The following is a 20422-nucleotide window of genomic DNA, read 5'->3' as shown; positions in this document are numbered from 1 at the left end:
AAAAGAAATCAGATTGTGTGTCTGATTTCTTTTTGTTTAGCAAATAACCAAAGTATAATTGGAAATATTTATCTTGAAGTGTTTTCCTGTAAAACTTTTACGAGTTGCTGCTGGGCTGACTCGAAAGTTGTGTCATTTGAAATAATTGCAAGGGTGGGAATACTGGTTAGGCGCTGTAGTTCTTCTTGGTCACGTTCAAAAAGCGCTAGTCGTTTTGAACGCTCAGCTTGAGAATCCCCTCGATCTTCTAAACGTTTTTGCAAAGTTTCTTTTGAAATCGAGATGAAGATGGGGCGAATGCGCTCTCCAAAAATTTCATGAAGTCGCCAAAAACCAGAGGCTGTTAGTACAGCGTAACAATCAGCTTTTTTTAGTCGATTTTCGATCTCTAGTTTACTAGAGCCATAGTAATTTCCTGCGTATTCGTCCCATTCAGCAAATGCACCATCTGAAATCATTTCTTGAAATCTTTTTTTAGAGATAAAGTAGTAATCTTTTTCGTTCTGTTCACTAGGACGCTTTGAGCGACTAGTGTGTGTGATGATTTTTTGATCTGGACGAAAAACGGAAGCAGCTAACGAAGTTTTCCCTGAACCTGATGGACCAATAATTACATAACAATGGGTCATAGTGTACCTCCTTATTAGTTAATAATATAACCCAATGACGCTTAAAATGAAAAGAAGAGACTGGGGAAAGTTTTCTCTCAGTCTCTTTCTTTTTAGTTAATCTAATTGCATGATGAGCTAAACAGAATGGTTTTAACCTCTTGTGTTTGGCTAATTTAAACTAATAAACCTGTAACGATAGCGCTAAGGAAGCTGACTAAGGTTGCAGTCAGCAAGATTTTCAAGCCATGTTTTGCGACTAAATTTCCTTTTTCTTCATTCAATCCTTTCATTGCACCAGAAATAATTCCGATAGAAGAGAAGTTTGCAAATGAAACTAAGAAAACAGATAAGATGGCTGTCGTTCTTTCTGTGAAATGGAAGTTTCCAGTTGAAAGTTCAGTCATCGCGACAAACTCATTGGTAACTAATTTGGTTGCCATGATACTCCCAGCATCAACTGCTTCATTCCAAGGAATACCACTGATAAAAGCAAGTGGGGCAAAGATGTATCCAAGGATTTCTTGGAATGTAATGCCAAATAATCCGTTGAAGATAGCATTGATCATTGCAATCAATGCAACAAAACCAATCAGCATCGCTGCAACAGTCACTGCAACATGAAATCCATCTAAAATATATTCACCAAGCATTTGGAAAAATGTTTGATTTTTGTCTTCTTCAATAATCAACTCGTCTTCTTTTTGATCGAGTTCATAAGGATTGACGATCGAAGCCATAATGAAACCACCAAGTAAATTTAAAACAAGTGCAGTAATCACATATTTAGAATCAATCAACGCCATATAAGAACCGACGATTGACATTGAAACTGTTGACATCGCGGAAACGCTCATTGTGAACAAACGTTTTTCAGACAGAAAAGGTAGTTCTTTTTTTATGGAAATAAACACTTCTGATTGTCCTAAAATAGCAGAGGCAACCCCGTTATATGATTCCAATTTCCCCATACCATTGATTTTGCTTAAACCAAGACCAACTGCTTTCATAAATAAAGGCAAGATTTTGATATAACGTAAAATCCCAATAATTGCTGAAATAAAGACGATTGGCATCAAAACATTTAAGAAGAAAGGGAAGCTTCCTTTATTTGCGACACCAGCAAAAACAAAGTTGACGCCTTCGCCTGCAAAGGCTAGTAAATGGTCGAACAATTTAGCTGAAACAGAAACAACTGCATGACCTGCAGAGGTTCGCAAAAGCACAAAACCAAAAACTAATTGAAGCACAAACATAACAAGTAGTGGCTTCCATTTGATTGCTTTTTTATTACTGCTAATGAAAAAAGCAACTGCTAAAACTAGTATTAAACCGATAATTCCTAACAAATAACTCAAAAAATCACTCCTAACAAAATTCCGTCTAATTTTACCTGTTTTCATAACGAAATACTAACCTTTCAATTAAACTTTCATTGTTTTTTTAGAGTGAAGCGGATACAACATGAAAACCATTTGATTCTAAAAAAAGTTTTAAAATGATGAGTGTTTTCGAGCATAAAAAAACCATATCGAACAAGAAAGTTCAATATGGTTTTGACAAGTTTCGTTCAAAACTTGATTATTGATAATACAGGTTTTCAGATGGATAAACTGGAGCACAGGTTAAATCGATTCCTAGTTGCTTCAATGTTTGTTCATCATTTTTATTCATCATAACAGTTGAATGCGCTTGGGCGCCATCTAATTCACCGAGTTTTTCATAAGCAACTTGGGCAATTGGATTCGTTACTGCGCTAATGGATAAAGCAATCAAGACTTCGTTGATCGTTAATTTATCAATTGAAGAATGCAAAGCTTGTGATTTCATTCCTTGGATTGTTTCTAAAATCAATGGTGAAAGTAAAGGAATATCATCAGCGATATGAGCAAGATGCTTCACGGCATTCAAAATGACAGCTGAGGAAGCATCCATCAATTGACCCGTACGTCCAGTAATAATGACATTATCTGGAAGTTCAATTGCAATGACAGCAGTTGGATCTTTTGAAGGGTTTTGAATTGTCTTAGCATAATCATGAGCTGGAGTAACTACTTTACGGTCTTCAGGTCGCAAGCCAACTTCTTCCATGATTAATTTGATGCGGTTGACTGCTTCTTCGTCAATTTGCCCTTTTTTAAAGTCACATTTTGTTTGGAAATAGCGACGAATGATTTCTTGTTTAGATGCTTCTTGAACAACTTCATCATCCGTGATACCAAAACCAACACGATTCACACCCATATCAGTAGGTGACAAGTAAACAGATTCTTTACCTGTGATTTTTTCAATAATACGTTTGATGACAGGGAAGGTTTCAACATCACGATTATAGTTTACGGCTACTTTATTGTAAGCATCGAAATGGAAGGAATCGATCATATTGACATCTTTTAAATCAACAGTCGCAGCTTCATAAGCAATGTTCAACGGATGTTTTAGCGGTACATTCCAAACCGGGAAAGTTTCAAATTTTGAATAACCAGCGGCATGTCCTTGTTGACTTTCATGATAAAGTTGGTTTAAACAAGTCGCTAATTTTCCGCTACCGGGACCAGGTGCTGTTACAACAACGATTGGTTTTGTCGTTTCAATATAGGCATTCTTGCCAAATCCATCTTCAGAAACAATCTTATCCACGTTAACAGGGTAATCTTCAATTTCTGAATGCGTGTAGACTTTAATGTCACGACGTTCAAGTTTATTGATGAAAACTTTCGTTGCTGGTTGACCATTGTAGCGAGTGATAACGACACTGTTGATCATTAGACCATAGCCACGTAGCTCGTCAATCAAACGTAAGATATCCATATCATAAGTGATTCCGTAATCGCCACGGATTTTATTACGTTCAATGTCGCCAGCATAGACACAAATCAAAATTTCTGCTTGATCTTTCAATTTTTGTAGCAATTTGATTTTAGCATCCTCTTCAAAACCAGGTAATACACGTTTTGCATGCTTGTCGTCAACTAATTTCCCACCAAATTCTAAATATAATTTGTCATAGTGATTTACTCGTTCCAAAATATAAGTAGATTGTTCTTCGATATATTTTTCTGAGTCAAAACCGATTTTTTTCACTAGATTCCCTCCTTAAGTACTAAAGCATTTTTTCATTTTTTGACGGATTCGTCAACCTTCGTGAGAAAATTCGAAGAAAAGAATGTTGTTTGTTTTGATTATGTAGTGATTTCCACTAAAAGCAATCGGTTATTACAAAAAATAATAAATGTTTCACTCAATTTTTCGATTCTATCTTGTCTATGCAGCTATTCATTGGTATGATATTTTTGATAAGGAAGGTGTCCTATGAAAAAAAGACAAAAGAAGAAAAACGCTTATAAGAATTATATCCGTTCGATTTTTACTGGTTATGAAAAAATGCTGGAAAATCCTGAATTAGGTGAGCTTAGACTTTCATACTTAAATGAAGAAACCTTACTAACTCGCGATGAACAACAACGCATTCATTTCACGACCCGCGAACTGCCTAACAAATAAAACAATCCTTGATTGATGAAAGCAGAATAGGAAGAGTTGTTGCAAGTGTGCATTTCTCTTACTCTGTTTAGAGCTGTGACATGGGTCTCTTGACTTTTGTCACAGTTTTTTTGTTTTTTTACGTTTTTGCTAAATGAATGAGTGATTCGTTTCTGTCGTGCCCCATTTTGTAACAATTTTTTGAAGAAAATGGTACTATTAAGTTATCAAATGAATGCAAGGAGGTAAAAATATGAAAGATTCTATTACAGAAGAACACCATGAACCTGAAACGGTAGATATGGATAAACATACTGATGAGTCATCTTTTGATGATATTAAACAAAAAGCAAGTACAAACTTATCTCAATTGCTGGGAGATTTACAAGCATTTGAACAAGCAGTACGTGAAGAAAACATTCCTGAAATTTATCGATTATATAATAGTCATTTAAATGATGAGCTAAAACGAAGCTCAAATGAGAACCATGAAATTGACCAATTACTTATGCGAAAAATCCAAGATCGATTCTTACAACAATTTCCTTTTATGGAACTGGTAGATGAAATGTCACCTACTTTAAGTTATTACAAAATTGGGACGTACTATCATGAGCGCCCAACGATTGCGATTGATGCCAGTTTGCCGGAAATTTTTGTTTTACCACAAATTGATGCCGAGTGGGAGCAATACTCACAAGGGGAAGTGGTAGATTACAGCCATGAATTAAATGAGTTAGATGCAAAAGTAATTACTGCGCAAACGGAAATTGAACGTCTTGATGAAGAAATCGGAACATATAACAAAAAAATTGCTGCTTTAGAAGAGTCAAAGGGTTTCTTAAACCGAAAAAAAGTTGATGAAGAAATTGAAGCATTGGCAAAAGAAAAACAAGTTTATGAAAATGAAAAGCTAGGTTGGTTACCTTATATTGATGAACCAGCTAAAATTCAAAAACAAAAAGAAGCCATGATGCAACAAGCAAAAGCAGATCAACTAAAAGCTGCAATCGTTCAAAAAGAACAACGCCAAATTGCGCGTTACTTTGGTGGAAGGGAAAACTTTGGACCAGCTATCCATCAGTTTTTAATGAGCTATCTTGGTAGTGAAAACCCGGAAGCGGTAATCCTTGATGAAGGAGGTTTGGAAGAATGAGCGAGTACGAAAAAGAGGAAGCAGAAAAGGTAGTTGAACCTTCAGAAATCGAGAACGAAGAAACAACAGTTGTTCCTATGGAAGAAGTAGTAACAGATGAAACAACCGCTGAACTTTTGACAGAATCAGATGATGATGTGGAATTAGAAAGTGCAACTGAAGGAACAAAGATTCATGAAAAAGAAAAAATCGTTCCTCAAATGACAGCAGATACAACGCTTGCAAAAAAAGAACAAGAGTTAGCTGATAACCAGTCTTACCTGAGTGGAAAAGAACAAGACCACCAAGAAATCGTTCAAATGATTCATGAGGCTGAAACACAGCTTGCTGATTTAAGAATGCGTAAAGTTTTTATTGAATCTGGCTTTTCTGAGTTGCTGGATGCGTATCAGCAATATATTTTAGCCGGTGAACCAATTTCGCCGATTGCTAAGACGAGCTTGGTTGAGTACTTTGCCTATGAATTGTTAAAACCTTTAAATGATATTGGGCTAGAATTGTCAGGAACGACCTATGATACTTGGGAAACACGTCATTTTTCAATTAATTACGCGTTGGATGATTCTGCAAACTTGATTTTCTCTTTTGCGTTGCCAACGATTGATGAACGCTATCAGGTGGATGCAATCAACCTTTTAAAAATTTCTCCAGAAACAATGACAATCGACGTGAAGGATGACCAAGTTTTAGCGCTTATTCGTTATTGGTCAGTTGAACGTGTTTTTTCAGTTGGACAAATGACGATTTTTAATCACAAATTGAATCAGTTATTGGAGCATGCTCGACAACTTGGCTTTACTGTCAACGAGACGCTTTTAGATAATACAAAAGTCTTACGTTTGAATTTGCAAAGTGAATTCGAATTAACGGAACAAGTTTTAGATGATATCTTTATCGTTGCGATGGATCATCCGCAATATGATATGGAAAAACTGGGTGAAGATGCTTATGAAGTCTTGCTTGATAAAGGACAATCACTGACGGTATCTAAAGAAGGGGAGCAGACAGCGTTGTTTGTTTCTTCTGGTGAATACCATCGTTCAGTTATTGATTTCTTTATCAACTATGAATTTCTAATCCCGTTGATGGTACGAAAAGTTTGAACACTTGAACTGTAGGTTAATAATCGAACTGGCACAAACCGCAAATGCGCGGCTTGTGCCAGTTTCAAGTGTTGATTTTTAAGAGTGAAGAGGAGAAAAAATGAGCACCAGAAAACTTGCACAGCTGAGTATGCTCAGCGCTGCTTGTGTAGCAGGTAGAGTTGCTTTTCAATTTATTCCCAATTTTCAACCTATGACGGCAATTTTGTTATTTGTCGTTTTTTACTTGGGAATGATTGATGGGCTGATTGTTATGAGTCTGTCGTTAGTAATTAGCAGTTTTTATTTTGGTATGGGCCCGTGGGTGATTGGCCAATGGCTTAGCTATGGAGGAATCTTCTTGTTGTTTACTTTATGTAGACACTCGAGTTATTTCAGAACAAGTTATTGGTTGAAAGGTATTTTCTTTTTTTTAGCGGGTTTTATTTATGGAGGCCTAATGGCGATTTATGATACGGTGTTGTATCAGTTGCCACAGCCGTTGGTTTATTATATACAAGGTATTTCGTTTGATTTGTCGCATGCTATAGGAAATTTACTTTTTTATTTGATTTTCTTTCCTATTATCCAGCGATTAGTAAAACAATTTGGAGGAAAAAATGAAAAAGATTATTTATAGTTTGTTTGTAGTTATCATAGGGTTAGGAATTTTAAGTGGGTGTAGCAGTAACGTAGAAAAAACAGCTGATAGTCAATTAAGCTCCAGTGTGCAACAGCAAGAAGCAACAATCGTTCTTCAAGAAGATGGAAAAGATTTTGCTAATCAGAAGGTTACTTTTGAAACAGGAGAAAATCTTTTAGAAGTTTTGCAAAAAACTTTTAAAGTCGAGGAAGAAAAAGGGTTTATTACTGAAATCGAAGGGCGTAAACAGAATCAGGAAAAACAAAAGTATTGGTTGTTTACGATTGATGGTGAATCTGCCACTAAAGGTGCTGCTGAAATCGAACTAAAATCGGGACAAAAGATTGTCTTTAATTTAGCCAAAATTTAAGACTGGATCCAAAAAAATTGAATCCATAGAAAAGAGGAACAACAGTGGAAAATTTAAAGAAAAGTGGCATGTTTTCTGTCTTAGCAGCATTAGGTGCCAATATTTTAGTTGCAGTTAGCAAATTTATTGGTTATGCGATTAGTGGAAGTGCCGCTATGTTGAATGAAAGTATCCATAGTATCGTGGATTGTAGTAACCAAGTGCTACTATTATTTGGGAATAAACGTGCGGCAGCTGGTCAAAGTGACCTTCACCAGTTTGGCGAAGGTCGAGCAAAATATTTTTTTAGTACGATCGTTGCCATGATGCTCTTTTTTGGTGGGGGCGCGTTAGGAGTCATGGAAGCCTTTGAAAAATTGTTTCATCCTGCGCATGAAGTAGAAAATCCAATGATTATTTTAGCTATTTTGTTATTTGGGATTATTATTGAAGGAAGTTCTTTGCGGATTGCATTTAAAGAAATCAAAGAACTGAATACAGAAAATTTATCATTGTTAGCCTTTTTACGTGAAAGTCGCCATAGTGAGATTTTGATTATTTTCACAGAAGACTTTTGTGCAGTAATTGGTTTGGTGTTGGCTATGGCTGGAACAATTTTAACCATGGTGACTGGCATCGCTGCTTTTGATGCAATTAGTGGTCTATTAATTGGTTTCTTATTAATGGGTGCCGCTATTTTCCTTGCGAAAGAATTTTACAGCCTGATTATTGGTGAGAGTGTGACTGCGCATGACTTAGTGTTGATTAAAAAAGCATTTGATCGACCAGAAATAGAACGATTGATTGATATTAAAACAGTTCACATGGGGCCAACCGAAATTATGGTTGCTGCGAAAGTGGATATTCTGGATATCAAGGAAGAATTTGCTTATGCAATTGTCAATGATATTGAACGAATGATTCGGAAAAGTTTACCAGATAAAAAGATTTACATTTATATTGAAACGGATAAGTATGACCCGAATTACCATCGCGAATAAGCAAGGATGAGAAAAAATCATAAATTGAAGCTGAAATGAGAAAAATTTAATATTGTTTTTAGATAAAACGGCTACAATTTATTGAAATTATGTTACAATGAGTCCGCTGTTTATTTGTTGTAATCAAAGGAGACATTTTAATGAGTAGAAAGAAAACTGCGCCATGGCTTCAGTCTTTTCATGCAGTGATGCCGCTTTGTTTTAGCTATATCCCGGTTGGATTAGCCTGTGGTGTTCTGTTACAGAAGGTTGGATTTGATCCATTATTGACCGGTCTATTATCAATTTTGGTTTTTTCCGGCGGTGCGCAATTCTTAGTTGCCTCAATGTTAGCAACACACGCATCATTTGCAACAACCATCTTGATGGTATTTTTCTTAGAATTACGTTATACATTATTGGGCTCAAGTCTTTCAGTATTTATGAAGAAAGAAAGCCGTCCATTTTTAGCTGTCTTTTCGCAATCACTAAATGATGAAAACTATGCAGTTAATTACTTGAAATATTCTACAGATCCAACTTGGAACAAACAAAAAGCCCTGTACGTCAATTGGTTTTCTATGGCTGCTTGGGCAGGAAGCAACGTGATTGGAAATGTTTTTGGTTCAGTGATTCGAGTAGATGCTGACTTAGTTCATTTCGCGTTAACGGCAATGTTTATTTTTATGTTTATTATGCAGATGAAGAATGGTTTGCTGATTCTGACTGGTATTTTTTCGGGTGTCTTAGGGGTTGCATTTATGGTTTTGTTCCAAAATACATTTGGCTTAATCTTAGCGACTGTCATTGCTTCTTTTGCTGGATTGCTTTTAGAAAAAGCTTTCCAAAAAGAAAAAGAGAAAAAGTTACGACATCGTGCGGAGCAAGTGAACGAGCCGTTGTTTAACTTCCCAGATCAGGAGGTCCAAAACCATGAGTAAAAGTTATTTGATTTTACTAGTTGCTTGTTTATTTCTAGCAGCTTACATTCCCAGAGTAGTACCAATGCTTTACTTTACACAAAGAAAAGTTCCTGCGTGGTTTAGTGATTGGATGAAGTACGTTCCAGTAGCATTATTTTCTGCATTAGCATTCAAAGATGTTTTTATCACACACGAACATTTAGATTTTGCATGGAATATCAAAATTTTGGCTATGGTCTTAGTTGCAGGTGTAGCATATAAAACACGTTCTATGGCGTTATCTGTAGTCACTGGTTTAGCAGCTGTCTTTTTATTATCAATGATTTAAATAACGAAGTTAAGGGGTGGGACATCAATGTGTCGAAGCCCTTTTTTTGTTGCCCAAAGGGGAGGAGTGTATGCCTAGCAATTGTTTCATCAATCGTAACATCTGAAACTATGTGCCATTTTTTTGTACTAAAGCGCAGAAAAAAACTGTAAAAATCAGATTGACAGCGCTTACTGAAAATGGTAACTTTGTTTTAGGATAGTTATTATTCAGTTAAGCTAAACCTGAACGACATTTATTTGTGGTGTCGTTTGGGTCTTTTTTTATGCGTTGGTGAGGCTGAAAGAGATGGGGGGAGACAATTGAAAATTCTGAGGATTTTGAATAACAACGTCGTGGTTGCCTTGAATGATGAAGGAAAAGAAATCGTTTTAATGGGTAATGGATTGGGATTTCAAAAAAAGCCGGGCTTTAAGGTTGATTCAGATAGTATTGAAAAGGTGTTTGAAATAAAAAATCAAAGTGAGTCATTACGAGTAGAACAAATGCTTTCGGAAATTCCCGAAGAGGTCATCATGGTTGCTTTTGATATCTTGAATTATGCAAAGAAAAAGTTGGACAAAGAATTTAATGAAACAAGCTTTATTTCTTTTGCGGATCATTTATACACGGCGATCCAACGCGAGGGCAAAGGAATCCAAATGAAGAATTTTCTATTGTGGGACATCAAGCACTTCTTCCCGGAAGAATTAGCAATTGCGCGAAGAGGTATCCAGTTTATCAATGAAAAAATGGGTATCGAGCTATCCGATGACGAATCTGGTTTCTTAACGTTACACATCGTAAATGCCGAGTTGGATATCACGAATGAGTCAGCAGTCAGCCTTACACAAATGATTGAAGAAATTCTAACGGTTATCAAATATACATTGAAGATCAACTTTGCTGAAAACGACATTTACTTTCAGCGCTTCATTACCCATCTACGATTTTTTGCGGAGAGAGTTTTGAATGCGCAAAGAAAAGAAGCAGCAGACGAACTAGTTGAAAACGAACTGTTTATCCTTGTCAGTAAAAAGTATCCTGAAGCCTTTGAGGCGACTAAGAAAGTGGTTGAATTATTAGCCACTCGTTGGAGCTATCAAGTTTCTAGAGATGAGCAGGTGTATATTACGATTCACATTGCAAGAATCATCGAAAAAACGAAATAAGAGAGTTTCTCTTAAAATAAAAATGAAAGGAGTAAAACTAGCTTACCCAGCAAAAGGAATTGGATCGTTACATTTAGTTGGCGAGACCTCTGGATTAAAAAATATACTTAATTTTGGAGGAAAAAATCATGGGAAAATATGAACAACTAGCACAAGACATTGTCAAAGAAGTTGGTGGAAAAGAAAACGTCAATTCGTTAACGAACTGTATTACGCGTTTACGCTTTAAGTTAAAGGACGAAAGTAAAGCAAATACAGATGTGTTGAAAAACATGGATGGCGTTGTAACAGTTATGCAATCAGGTGGCCAATACCAAGTAGTTATTGGCAATCATGTACCTGATGTACGTAAAGATGTGGATGCAGTGTTAGGTTTATTGGAGGAAAAAACAGATTCAGGACCAAAAGGAAACTTATTCGATCAATTTGTAGACATTATTTCAAGTATTTTCCAACCAATTCTAGCGCCATTATCTGCAGCCGGTATGTTAAAAGGGGTTGCTGCAATCTTGTCATTTGCTTTAGGACCAGAGTTCGCTGCGACGCCAACTTATGCTGTAGTTAATGCGATGGGTGACGGCCTGTTCTTACTATTACCGATTTTTATTGGTTTTACAGCCATGAAACGTTTTGGGGGATCCCCGTTTTTAGGAATGATGATTGCAGCAAGTATGGTGTACACCGGATTTATTGATGGTTCATTGACAAGTCAATTTGCTGAAAGTGGTGGCTTGAATTTCTTTGGTATCCCATTTTCACTTCCAGCAGCTGGTTATGGTTCAAGTGTGATGCCGATTATTGCATCAACCGCTTTTGCAGCATTTCTTGAAAAACAACTACGAAAAGTCATTCCTGATGTTGTTAAGCTATTTTTAGTTCCATTTTTCACTGCATTGATTACTGTTCCATTGATGTTTATCGTTATTGGTCCAATCATGAATGCGGCTTCGGAAGCGTTGGGAAGTGGTTTGATTACGATTCAAACATTTAACCCAATTATTTTTGGTGCGATTTTAGGTTTTACTTGGCAAGTTTTAGTAATGTTTGGTCTTCATTGGGCACTAATCCCATTTGCAATCATTGCTTTATCTCAAGGACAACCAACAGCGTTATTGACGCCAAGTGGTAGTGTTTCTTTCGCTCAAACAGGAGCAGTTTTAGCTGTCATGTTAAAAACACAAAATGCCAAATTAAAAGAATTGTCTGTTCCAGCATTTATTTCGGGAATATTTGGTGTAACAGAGCCGGCAATCTATGGGATTACTTTACCTAAAAAGAAACCATTCTGGGCCTCTTGTGTCGTTGGTGCATTTACAGGTGGAACAGCCATGGCGTTAGGCTTACAAGCGTATCAAATGGGTGGATTAGGAATTTTCCGTTACACAGGTGCTATTTCTCCTGATGGCGATATTAAATTTGCGATTTATAGCATGATCTTAGATGCAGTGGCATTAGTTGCTGGCTTTGGTTTAGCTTGGGTGATTGGTTTTAAAGATGATGAGCCAACCATCGCGATGAGTAAAGAAGAAGCAAAAGGGTCATTTACAGTACAAAAGAAAAAAGTAGCGAAACAAGAAATCTTTTCACCAATTACTGGGAATATTTTGCCGTTGAGTCAAGCAAAAGATGCTGCTTTTGCGGAAGGAATTATGGGCAAAGGCGTGGTGATTGAGCCGACTGTTGGTGAAGTTGTCGCACCTTTTGATGGAACAATCATGACTTTATTCCCAACAAATCATGCAATTGGCATCATTTCTGATGATGGCATGGAATTATTGATTCACATTGGCATTGATACGATTCAATTAGAAGGAAAACACTTTGAAGTTTTTGTAAAGCAAGGCGACACAGTAAAAAAAGGAGATAAGTTGGTTCGTTTTGATATTCAGGCGATTGAAGAAGAAGGCTATAGCACACAAGTCCCAATCATTGTGACGAATACGCCTGATTACGCGGATATTATTGTGACTGATGAAAATGAAGTGCAGCAAGGAACCTTGGTTTCTACCGCTATTCTTGCTAATTAAATCAAAAATGAAGGAGAAAGATCAATGAGTTTTCCAAAGAATTTTTTATGGGGTGGCGCGACAGCTGCCAATCAATGTGAAGGTGCTTGGAATGTTGCTGGTAAAGGAGATTCAATCAGTGATCATAATCGAGCAGGTAGTCGAACAGCAGGGACACGGCGAACATTCGACTTAGTAATCGATGAAGAGAAGTACTATTATCCAAGCCATACAGGGATTGATCACTATCACCGCTATCAAGAAGATATCGCCCTGTTTGCAGAAATGGGTTTTAAAGTATATCGTTTGTCGATTGCCTGGTCACGGATTTTTCCAAATGGTGATGAAGAAACACCTAATGAAGCAGGATTACAATTTTATGATGATTTATTTGATGAATTACACAAGTATGGGATTGAACCTTTAGTGACGATCTCTCATTTTGAATTACCGTTTCAATTAGGCAAACGCTACGATGGTTTTTTAGATCAGCGAACAATTGCATTTTATGAACGTTACGCAACGACTTTATTTGAACGCTATCAAGATAAGGTGAAGTATTGGCTGACATTTAATGAAATCAATTTTGGAACATTAGAGCATGGCAAGCAAATCAATGGTTTGTTTAACCGTGAGTATACAGAAACGGAACAATATCAAGCATTGCATAATGTCTTTCTAGCATCTGCCAGAGCAGTGGTTGCGGGGCATAAAATCAATCCAGAGTTTAAAATTGGTTGCATGTTGGCCTACATTACGATGTATCCTAAGACCTGTCGCCCAGAAGACGTGCTGAGAACACAACAGTTGAATGATCGTTTGAATTATTTCTGTGGTGATGTCCAAGTTAAAGGTACGTATCCGTATTATATGAAACGCTATTTTGAAAAAAATGATATTCAATTGGAAATAACTGAAGAAGATCAAGCATTGTTAAAAGAAGGCACTGTTGATTACTATACATTTAGTTATTATATGAGTACTTGTATTGCCGCTAACCTTGAGGACCGTGAAGATACTACGGGTGGAAACTTATTTGGTGGTGTGGCGAATGAATACTTGAAAGCCAGCGATTGGGGTTGGCAAGTTGATCCAGTTGGTTTGCGGTATACCTTAAATCAAATTTATTCTCGTTACGAAGTTCCTTTGATGGTAGTAGAAAATGGCTTGGGTGCATTCGATCAAGTAGAAGAGGATGGCACAATCAAAGATGACTATCGCATCGACTACTTTAGACAACATATCGTTGAAATGGACAAAGCAATTGACGACGGAGTAGATTTGATTGGCTATACACCTTGGGGCTGCATTGATTTAATCAGTGCAGGAACAGGTGAGATGAGTAAACGTTACGGTTTTATTTACGTTGATCGTGATGACGAAGGGCATGGTACGTTAAACCGCAGTCGTAAGAAATCATTTTATTGGTATCAAAAAGTGATTGAAACGAATGGTGAAAACTTATCTTAAAATAAAAATAACTTTCTTAAAAGAGGTTGGGTCAAAAACAATCAGCTCTGAGAAATAAGCAAGAGTATCCGGAAATAACTCACCTATTTTTGTTTTTGGAAGGGGTTAGCGTGCTTCCAAGAAAATAACTTTTGAAAACGCTGTGTATTTTAAAAAAGTCTGGAGCATAATCATTTCGATTAATGTTCTAGACTTTTTTTGAAATAAACGAAACAAATGATTGGTACAAAGAGTGTTAGATAAATTCATTTTGAACAACGGTTCTCAGCCGGAATTTTGACAAGTGGAGAAAGTGTTAAGGTTCCTTTAACAAACTTGATTGTAGCTGGATGAATGATAGTATTTAACTCAGCAAGCGAATGAAAGAAAGCTGATTTCGATAGATTCAACCTGAATGATTAAAATGTTATAAAAAAGAGACAACCGACCACTGGTTGTCCCCAAAGAATATTGAACTAGACAAGCAGTCTGTTTTCCGCCAACTGACTTGTCTAAATAACGAATGAAATTCGTTATGAGAAAAGTATAGCATAATAGTTGAAACAGTCTAGCTAGAAAATCACTTATTGAAAGGTTGATTGGCATTTGTGGAATCTGTGTGCTGAGATAATCAGGCTGATGAAATGAAAAAGCAATGCTGGGATTACTTGTTCTTGTTTTTTTGCTATAATGTAAAAGATGTTTAGAACCTAATATATAGTTGAGGAAGATTTGATGAATAAAAAATTGATGCAAGGAACATTTTGGTTAACGTTTGCCAATTTGTTGTGTAAGGTTTTAGGTGTTGTGTACTTAATTCCTTGGTTAATGATGATGGGTGATAATCAAGATGGGATGTTGGCTACAACTCTCTACAATGTCGGTTATTTGCCTTATGGATTATTCTTGATGCTTGGAACAGTTGGCTTTCCTAACGCAATCGCGAAAAAAGTTGCCATTGCAACGAAAGAAGGAGATGCACAAGAAAGTCGAGTGATTTTTCGCAGTACGATTAATATCATGTTTGTCATTGGGATTGCCTCGGCTGTTTTGATGTATTTATTTGCGCCAGCACTGGCAGGAATCAGTCCAATTGCCAATGTGAATAATGGGATTTTAGCGATTCGTAGTTTATGTCCTTCATTGGTCGCTATTCCGGTATTAAGTGCAATGCGTGGATATTTTCAAGGGAAGAATGACTTGCGCCCTTATGGAACTTCATTGATTATTGAGCAAGCAATTCGAGTTCTGGTTATTTTAGCTGGGACATATTATTTGCGTGTCCTAACGAATGGAACGATTTTAGAAGCAGTTTTAGTCAGTACCGTCGCGTCGTTTTTCGGTGGTTTAGCTGCGATTTTCCATATGTATGTAGTGGGACGACATAAAGATTACTTTAGATTGAAAGATTTCTTGATATCTACCCGTTATTTCAAAAAAGACAATCGTCGTGCTTCAAGCGCTATTATACGTGAAACACTTCCGTTTATCTTTGTTGGTTCAGTTATTACGATTGTACAAATGATCGACCAAGTAACGATGAAGCCGTTATTACATTTTTTCCGTCCAGATCTCGCAGATCAACAGTTAGAGTTTTTATTTAGTCGAGCGTCAGTGAATCCGAACAAGTTGACCTTGATTTTGATTTCAATGGTTGGTACCGTAGCAATCAGTAGTTTGCCATTATTAAGCACTTTGAAAAAAGAAAACCGAAAACAAATTGAAAAAACGGTTGGAGATAGTTTTTCAATCGCGATTTTGATTTTATTGCCATCACTTGCAGGGATGTCTTTATTAGCAGGACCATTGTACACACTGTTCTTTGGTTATGATCCTGAGAGTGTGGGGTATTTCCAATTAGCGTTACTAGCTTCGCTATTCTTTTCATTATTTACAATTTTATCAACGATGTTACAGTCATTGAATCACCATTTGTTTGCTATCCGGCTAACGGTACAAGCAATTGTCTTAAAAGTTCTTTTCCAAGTCATTTTCTTAGCTTTATTTGGTGGCTATGGGATGAGTTTGTCAAATGGATTGGCATTTGGGTATGTGTTTATCCGTGGTTATTGGTACATGTGTCACGAGTATCAAATAGCACCATTATACAGAATCAAAGACTTCTTCCTTAAAACAGTTCGTTCGACAGCACTAATGTTACTTGTATGTATGATAGTGTTCTTTTTATTGCAGACGCAACTCTCATTAGAAAGCAAGACGAACGCTGTGATCTATTGTGTGTTGATTACAGGAGTCGGAGGTGTGACTTTTCTTTTCGCTCAGTTTGGTAAAAGTGGTATCCACTCACTATTGCATCGCCGGAACGCCTGAGGAAAGAGTTGCTTATTATTCTTAACTATACGCTGTCACAAAAAGCGATTTTTGTGACAGTCTTTTTTGATAGAAACGGATTTTAGATTTATCTACAAGCAAAATTATGCTATAGTTATAAGGTCTGGAAAAATTCTTTGAAACGAGGAAATAGATAAATGAAACTTGCAGTTGTTACTGATAGTACGGCTTATTTGCCGGAACGTATCAAGAACCATCCCGACTTATATGTAATTCCGATCCCAGTTATTTTAGATGGGAAGATTTATAATGAAGGTATCGATATTGAAGCTGATGAATATTATGGTCTTCTAAAAAACAGTAAAGATTTCCCTACGACATCTCAGCCGGTTGTGGGAGAAGTTTTGGCATTATATGACGAATTAAAGGCGAAAGGGTATGACACGATAATCAGTATCCACCTTTCTTCTGGCATTTCGGGTTTTGTTAATACATTGTTTGCAATGAAAGAAGATGTGAAGGGGTTAACGGTGATTCCATACGATTCGAAAATTACAAGCATGCCCATGGGACACATGGTTGAGTCTGCCTTGGATTTAAATGATCAAGGAACATCACTTGAAGAGATCCTTTCACATATTGATCATATTCGCGATAATACTTACGCTTATTTGATAGTTGATGACTTGAACAATCTAGTGCGCGGAGGTCGTTTAACAAATGGTGCAGCGTTGATTGGTGGGTTGTTAAAAATTAAACCGATCTTAACTTTTACGGATGGGAAAATCGTTTTGTTTGAAAAGATTCGTTCAAGCAAAAAAGCATTCGCCCGTGCAGAAGATATTATTGGCCAACGAAAAACTGAAATTGCAGGACCAGTTAAGTTGTATGTGATCCATGCGAATAACTTAGATGTTGCAATCAGTGAAAAAGAAAAATTACAAAAGAAATACCCCGATGCAGAAATTGAGATTGGTCACTTTGGCCCGGTAATTGGAACGCATCTTGGAGAAAAAGCAGTAGGACTTGCTATTTCAGCGCAATAATTCTTATTTTATTTATTTTGCCAGCAAACAAATTTGTTTGCTGGCTTTTTTTTGTCTATAGGCTTATAATCTTATTGGTCGTTAGTAATTTACTACGCTAGTAATTTAGTAAATTACTAACATAAATATTAAAGGAGTGTTTCTTATGGAAATCCCAACAAATTTAAAACACAAACCTGTTCTTGTCGTTGAAGATTATGATAAAGTTGATGGCCGTAATGCACTAGATACAGATGCAAAAGGCTTGTCTCTTGGTTTAGCACAATGGAATGATCGTGGAAAAGTCGATATTTCTGGAAAAGTTTGGCGTCATACAGGGGAAAAATGGTCACGTCAATCAGAAGAATTACCAATTACTCGCATTTTAGATTTAGCAATTTTAGCAGCTCAAGGAAGTTTGTATTTCCAAGATGCGTATCGTTATAAAAAATTCTATGATCCTGAAAACCCAGTGGTCGATATCATTGGTTTGCAGGGAAACCGAATGACTGTTGAAGTCGATACAAAAAATCCTAAGATTGATGAGGATATTATTCTTTACTATGATACATTACAAAAAGATGGTGAACTCATTGGTGAACGATTCCGCATCTTAAAACGTTTGCTAGAAGAATTAGGTTATTAAACTCGTCGAATCGTTAAAGGAGGTTGCATAATGGGAGAGTTCTCACTTACGCAAGACCGAGTATTTTCACGCCTAGAAAAACAGATGATTTGGCAAAAACCAAAAAGTCACCGAACAAGTGTGGAAGAAATTCGAATTGCAACAGAAATCAATGAAAACTGGCTCGATCCTGAGATGAAAATCATGAATATCTTATTGGAAGGGGGTGCCGGATCTGGGAAAACACAATTAGCTAAGGCGTTATCTGCTGATTTGCAATTACCTTATACAAAGGTGACGTGTTTTGCAGATATGGATAAATCAGATGTGTTTGGTGCGTTATTACCAGTAGTGGAATCTGTCGATGCGGATAGTCAAGAATTGTTGGAAGCCATCTCTCAAACCGAGAGTTTTGATGCTGTTTTACGTTTAGTCCAATCACATTACCAATTAGATGTACTTTCAGCACGAGAAAAACTAGCTGAATTTGTACAACAAATTGAAGCAAAATCTGAAACAACACCTATTCATTATAAATATTACCCTTCAGAAATCGTCCGTGCGATGGAAAAAGGCTATTTACTTGAAATCCAAGAGCCAACAGTGATTCGAGATGCGTCTGTCTTAGTCGCGCTAAACTCAGCCTTGGAACCAAATGGTATGTTGAACTTACCCGCTGGTATCGTCCGTCGCCATCCTGACTGCGTAGTTGTGATTACGACGAACCGAAACTATCAAGGAAATCGACCACTGAATGAATCGTTGCGTGACCGAATGCAGCATGCAGAAAAAATGGATTTACCTAGTCTCGAAGTAATGGTCGAACGTGCTGTTGGGAAAACAGGAATTCAAGACTCAGCTATTTTATTCAAAATGGCAGAAATTATTCGATTATTAGACGAAACAGCCAAAGCAAACGCGATCAAAGGTGTCGCAGGAATGCGTTCTTATTTTTATTGGGTGAATACGATGAAGCAAGGACAAGATTTATTACAATCTATCTACCCAAAAGTCTTATATAAACTGACAACGGATCCAGATGAACTAAAGATTTTGCTTCAAGCTTTAGAGGATACGGGGTTATTAATTGAATTGAGAGAGTTGCTTCGAGCAAAAAAGTGGGGCGAAGCTACTGATGCACCAACAGTCCGTGGACGAAAAATCAGCGGATTAGAAGCAGAAGAGCGCCAGATTGAAGAGCTTGCTCCAGAAGAATTGACTTTAGCAGAACAAGAACTATCTACACTTGAAAAAGTAGAAGAAATGGCTGATAAAGAAACTCCAGAAGAGACAGACGAATCTGAGAATCTAGATAACATTCAAGAAGAACGAAGCAGTGACGTCGAAGGAAAACATCAGACAGAAAAAAGTGCGGAAGATGAGTCTGCTGAAATGTCTGCCGCTGACATGGACGCCCATGACAAAGAAATGAAAAAAGAGTTGAACAAAGAAGCGCGCCAAATCATGAAAGGCACGATGCATGAAAAAGAAGGATTGATCGTTCACCGACCGAAGTATCAAATAAACAGCGATGAAGCACGAGCAATCAGAGCCCAAGTCTTTCCAGTCGTCGATTCATTAAGTCGACAAGTATTAGAACTTTTAGATAGCGAAGAAAGCACAAGTTATCAAAAAGGTAAGTACGAAGGGCAACGCTTTAATGCTAGTCGCATTGCATATGGTGATTTGCGTAATTTTGACAAAAAAAATCCGCCACATGAACAACCGTCTCTAGCCGTTGCTATTCGATTAGATGAATCAGGTTCGATGATTCGCGAAGATCGAATAGAAGCAGCAAAAAAAGCCGCGATTGCGATTGCGGAATTTGCTAAACGTGTCAATATCCCACTGATGATCAATGGTGATACAGCAGATGTTTCCGTGCGTGAAAAGACATCGATTTTTTCTTATAAAGAATTTGCTGATACTTTTCAATGGTTGGATGAGAAATTGGTGACAATGAAACCACGCCAAAATAACCGCGACGGTGCTGTTTTAAGAGTGGTTGCTGATAAGTTGAACCAACAAACGGCAACTACCAAGTTATTGTTGAATATTAGTGATGGACAGCCAAAAGCTCTTCCAGATTATACTGGAAAAAAAGCAAAGGAAGACATTCAAGAAGTCATCAAAGAATATGATCGACAAGGAATTATTTTCATTGCTGCGGCGATTGGCCAAGATAAAGAAGAAATTAAAGAAATTTACGGTGAAAGTCGTTTCCTTGATATTACAGATCTCCAAGAATTTCCTAAACAAATGATCCAGTTGATTGCTCGTTATCTATAGGAAGTTATCAATAGTTACTAAAACACTCAAAGC

18 protein-coding genes are annotated in these 20422 nt (G+C 37.0%); 15 read left to right on the top strand and 3 right to left on the bottom strand.

Annotation, left to right across the window (positions count from 1 at the left end; genetic code table 11):
- Window positions 1-68: 68 nt before the first annotated feature.
- The 3 genes from IGJ93_RS06740 to IGJ93_RS06730 all read right to left on the bottom strand — a co-directional run bounded on the left by IGJ93_RS06740 (window position 69) and on the right by IGJ93_RS06730 (window position 3692).
- Window positions 69-629: a guanylate kinase gene (locus IGJ93_RS06740; protein ID WP_067482107.1), complete on the bottom strand. Its 561-nt coding sequence runs from the start codon at window positions 627-629 to the stop codon at window positions 69-71.
- A 155-nt stretch (window positions 630-784) separates the two neighbouring features.
- The gene (locus IGJ93_RS06735) at window positions 785-1966 is read right to left on the bottom strand and encodes a NupC/NupG family nucleoside CNT transporter (RefSeq protein WP_067482105.1); all 1182 of its coding nucleotides are present in this window, start codon (window positions 1964-1966) and stop codon (window positions 785-787) included.
- Between the two features lie 223 nt (window positions 1967-2189).
- Complete coding sequence (locus IGJ93_RS06730) at window positions 2190-3692, bottom strand: DUF1846 domain-containing protein (protein WP_067482103.1); 1503 nt, start codon at window positions 3690-3692, stop codon at window positions 2190-2192.
- Window positions 3693-3920: 228 nt separating this feature from the next.
- Here IGJ93_RS06730 and IGJ93_RS06725 point away from each other — a divergent pair, with 228 nt between their 5' ends.
- The 15 genes from IGJ93_RS06725 to IGJ93_RS06655 all read left to right on the top strand — a co-directional run bounded on the left by IGJ93_RS06725 (window position 3921) and on the right by IGJ93_RS06655 (window position 20389).
- Complete coding sequence (locus IGJ93_RS06725; protein ID WP_067482101.1) at window positions 3921-4112, top strand: hypothetical protein; 192 nt, start codon at window positions 3921-3923, stop codon at window positions 4110-4112.
- A gap of 232 nt (window positions 4113-4344) precedes the next feature.
- On the top strand, window positions 4345-5247 hold the full coding sequence (locus tag IGJ93_RS06720; protein WP_285700420.1) for a viral A-type inclusion protein: 903 nt from the start codon (window positions 4345-4347) through the stop codon (window positions 5245-5247).
- Complete coding sequence (locus tag IGJ93_RS06715; protein WP_284590475.1) at window positions 5244-6350, top strand: hypothetical protein; 1107 nt, start codon at window positions 5244-5246, stop codon at window positions 6348-6350. The genes IGJ93_RS06720 and IGJ93_RS06715 overlap by 4 nt, the downstream gene beginning before the upstream one ends.
- A 100-nt stretch (window positions 6351-6450) precedes the next feature.
- On the top strand, window positions 6451-6969 hold the full coding sequence (locus IGJ93_RS06710; RefSeq protein WP_270345433.1) for a hypothetical protein: 519 nt from the start codon (window positions 6451-6453) through the stop codon (window positions 6967-6969).
- Window positions 6950-7342 carry a DUF4430 domain-containing protein gene (locus IGJ93_RS06705; protein WP_067482094.1) on the top strand — a complete coding sequence of 131 codons (393 nt, stop codon included), beginning with the start codon at window positions 6950-6952 and terminating at the stop codon, window positions 7340-7342. Before IGJ93_RS06710 ends, IGJ93_RS06705 begins: the two co-directional genes overlap by 20 nt.
- Window positions 7343-7386: 44 nt before the next feature.
- Entirely contained in the window at window positions 7387-8322 is a 936-nt protein-coding gene (locus IGJ93_RS06700) for a cation diffusion facilitator family transporter (protein WP_067482092.1), read from the top strand.
- A 140-nt stretch (window positions 8323-8462) separates the two neighbouring features.
- The gene (locus IGJ93_RS06695) at window positions 8463-9242 is read left to right on the top strand and encodes an AzlC family ABC transporter permease (protein WP_067482090.1); all 780 of its coding nucleotides are present in this window, start codon (window positions 8463-8465) and stop codon (window positions 9240-9242) included.
- Window positions 9235-9552, top strand: a complete 318-nt coding sequence (locus IGJ93_RS06690) for an AzlD domain-containing protein (RefSeq protein WP_067482089.1) — start codon at window positions 9235-9237, stop codon at window positions 9550-9552. Before IGJ93_RS06695 ends, IGJ93_RS06690 begins: the two co-directional genes overlap by 8 nt.
- A gap of 302 nt (window positions 9553-9854) precedes the next feature.
- Window positions 9855-10703, top strand: coding sequence for a BglG family transcription antiterminator LicT (gene licT, locus IGJ93_RS06685; RefSeq protein WP_067482087.1), 849 nt, complete (start codon window positions 9855-9857; stop codon window positions 10701-10703).
- Window positions 10704-10831: 128 nt separating this feature from the next.
- Entirely contained in the window at window positions 10832-12730 is a 1899-nt protein-coding gene (locus tag IGJ93_RS06680; protein ID WP_430596885.1) for a beta-glucoside-specific PTS transporter subunit IIABC, read from the top strand.
- Window positions 12731-12754: 24 nt separating this feature from the next.
- A complete protein-coding gene (locus IGJ93_RS06675; protein ID WP_086270927.1) occupies window positions 12755-14179 on the top strand; it encodes a glycoside hydrolase family 1 protein in 1425 nt (474 codons plus the stop codon).
- A gap of 714 nt (window positions 14180-14893) precedes the next feature.
- Window positions 14894-16489, top strand: a complete 1596-nt coding sequence (locus tag IGJ93_RS06670; protein WP_285700417.1) for a putative polysaccharide biosynthesis protein — start codon at window positions 14894-14896, stop codon at window positions 16487-16489.
- A 158-nt stretch (window positions 16490-16647) separates the two neighbouring features.
- A complete protein-coding gene (locus IGJ93_RS06665) occupies window positions 16648-17496 on the top strand; it encodes a DegV family protein (protein WP_086270928.1) in 849 nt (282 codons plus the stop codon).
- Between the two features lie 145 nt (window positions 17497-17641).
- Window positions 17642-18121: a DUF6530 family protein gene (locus IGJ93_RS06660; protein ID WP_067482078.1), complete on the top strand. Its 480-nt coding sequence runs from the start codon at window positions 17642-17644 to the stop codon at window positions 18119-18121.
- Between the two features lie 30 nt (window positions 18122-18151).
- Window positions 18152-20389 carry an AAA family ATPase gene (locus IGJ93_RS06655; protein ID WP_430596884.1) on the top strand — a complete coding sequence of 746 codons (2238 nt, stop codon included), beginning with the start codon at window positions 18152-18154 and terminating at the stop codon, window positions 20387-20389.
- Window positions 20390-20422 lie beyond the last annotated feature (33 nt).

The sequence above is a fragment of the Enterococcus sp. DIV0174 genome, from assembly GCF_050529065.1.
Taxonomy (GTDB): Bacteria; Bacillota; Bacilli; order Lactobacillales; family Enterococcaceae; genus Enterococcus_B; species Enterococcus_B thailandicus.
The sequence above is the reverse complement of the archived record's forward strand: the minus strand, read 5'-3'. Positions and strand labels throughout refer to the sequence as shown.

Excerpts from the sequence above, each read along its gene's own strand:
- IGJ93_RS06740 (WP_067482107.1), bottom strand. The coding sequence starts at position 629 with ATGACCCATTGTTATGTAATTATTGGTCCATCAGGTTCAGGGAAAACT.
- IGJ93_RS06725 (WP_067482101.1), top strand. The coding sequence starts at position 3,921 with ATGAAAAAAAGACAAAAGAAGAAAAACGCTTATAAGAATTATATCCGT.
- IGJ93_RS06720 (WP_285700420.1), top strand. The coding sequence starts at position 4,345 with ATGAAAGATTCTATTACAGAAGAACACCATGAACCTGAAACGGTAGAT.
- IGJ93_RS06715 (WP_284590475.1), top strand. The coding sequence starts at position 5,244 with ATGAGCGAGTACGAAAAAGAGGAAGCAGAAAAGGTAGTTGAACCTTCA.
- IGJ93_RS06710 (WP_270345433.1), top strand. The coding sequence starts at position 6,451 with ATGAGCACCAGAAAACTTGCACAGCTGAGTATGCTCAGCGCTGCTTGT.
- IGJ93_RS06705 (WP_067482094.1), top strand. The coding sequence starts at position 6,950 with ATGAAAAAGATTATTTATAGTTTGTTTGTAGTTATCATAGGGTTAGGA.
- IGJ93_RS06695 (WP_067482090.1), top strand. The coding sequence starts at position 8,463 with ATGAGTAGAAAGAAAACTGCGCCATGGCTTCAGTCTTTTCATGCAGTG.
- IGJ93_RS06690 (WP_067482089.1), top strand. The coding sequence starts at position 9,235 with ATGAGTAAAAGTTATTTGATTTTACTAGTTGCTTGTTTATTTCTAGCA.
- IGJ93_RS06680 (WP_430596885.1), top strand. The coding sequence starts at position 10,832 with ATGGGAAAATATGAACAACTAGCACAAGACATTGTCAAAGAAGTTGGT.
- IGJ93_RS06675 (WP_086270927.1), top strand. The coding sequence starts at position 12,755 with ATGAGTTTTCCAAAGAATTTTTTATGGGGTGGCGCGACAGCTGCCAAT.
- IGJ93_RS06670 (WP_285700417.1), top strand. The coding sequence starts at position 14,894 with ATGAATAAAAAATTGATGCAAGGAACATTTTGGTTAACGTTTGCCAAT.
- IGJ93_RS06665 (WP_086270928.1), top strand. The coding sequence starts at position 16,648 with ATGAAACTTGCAGTTGTTACTGATAGTACGGCTTATTTGCCGGAACGT.
- IGJ93_RS06660 (WP_067482078.1), top strand. The coding sequence starts at position 17,642 with ATGGAAATCCCAACAAATTTAAAACACAAACCTGTTCTTGTCGTTGAA.
- IGJ93_RS06655 (WP_430596884.1), top strand. The coding sequence starts at position 18,152 with ATGGGAGAGTTCTCACTTACGCAAGACCGAGTATTTTCACGCCTAGAA.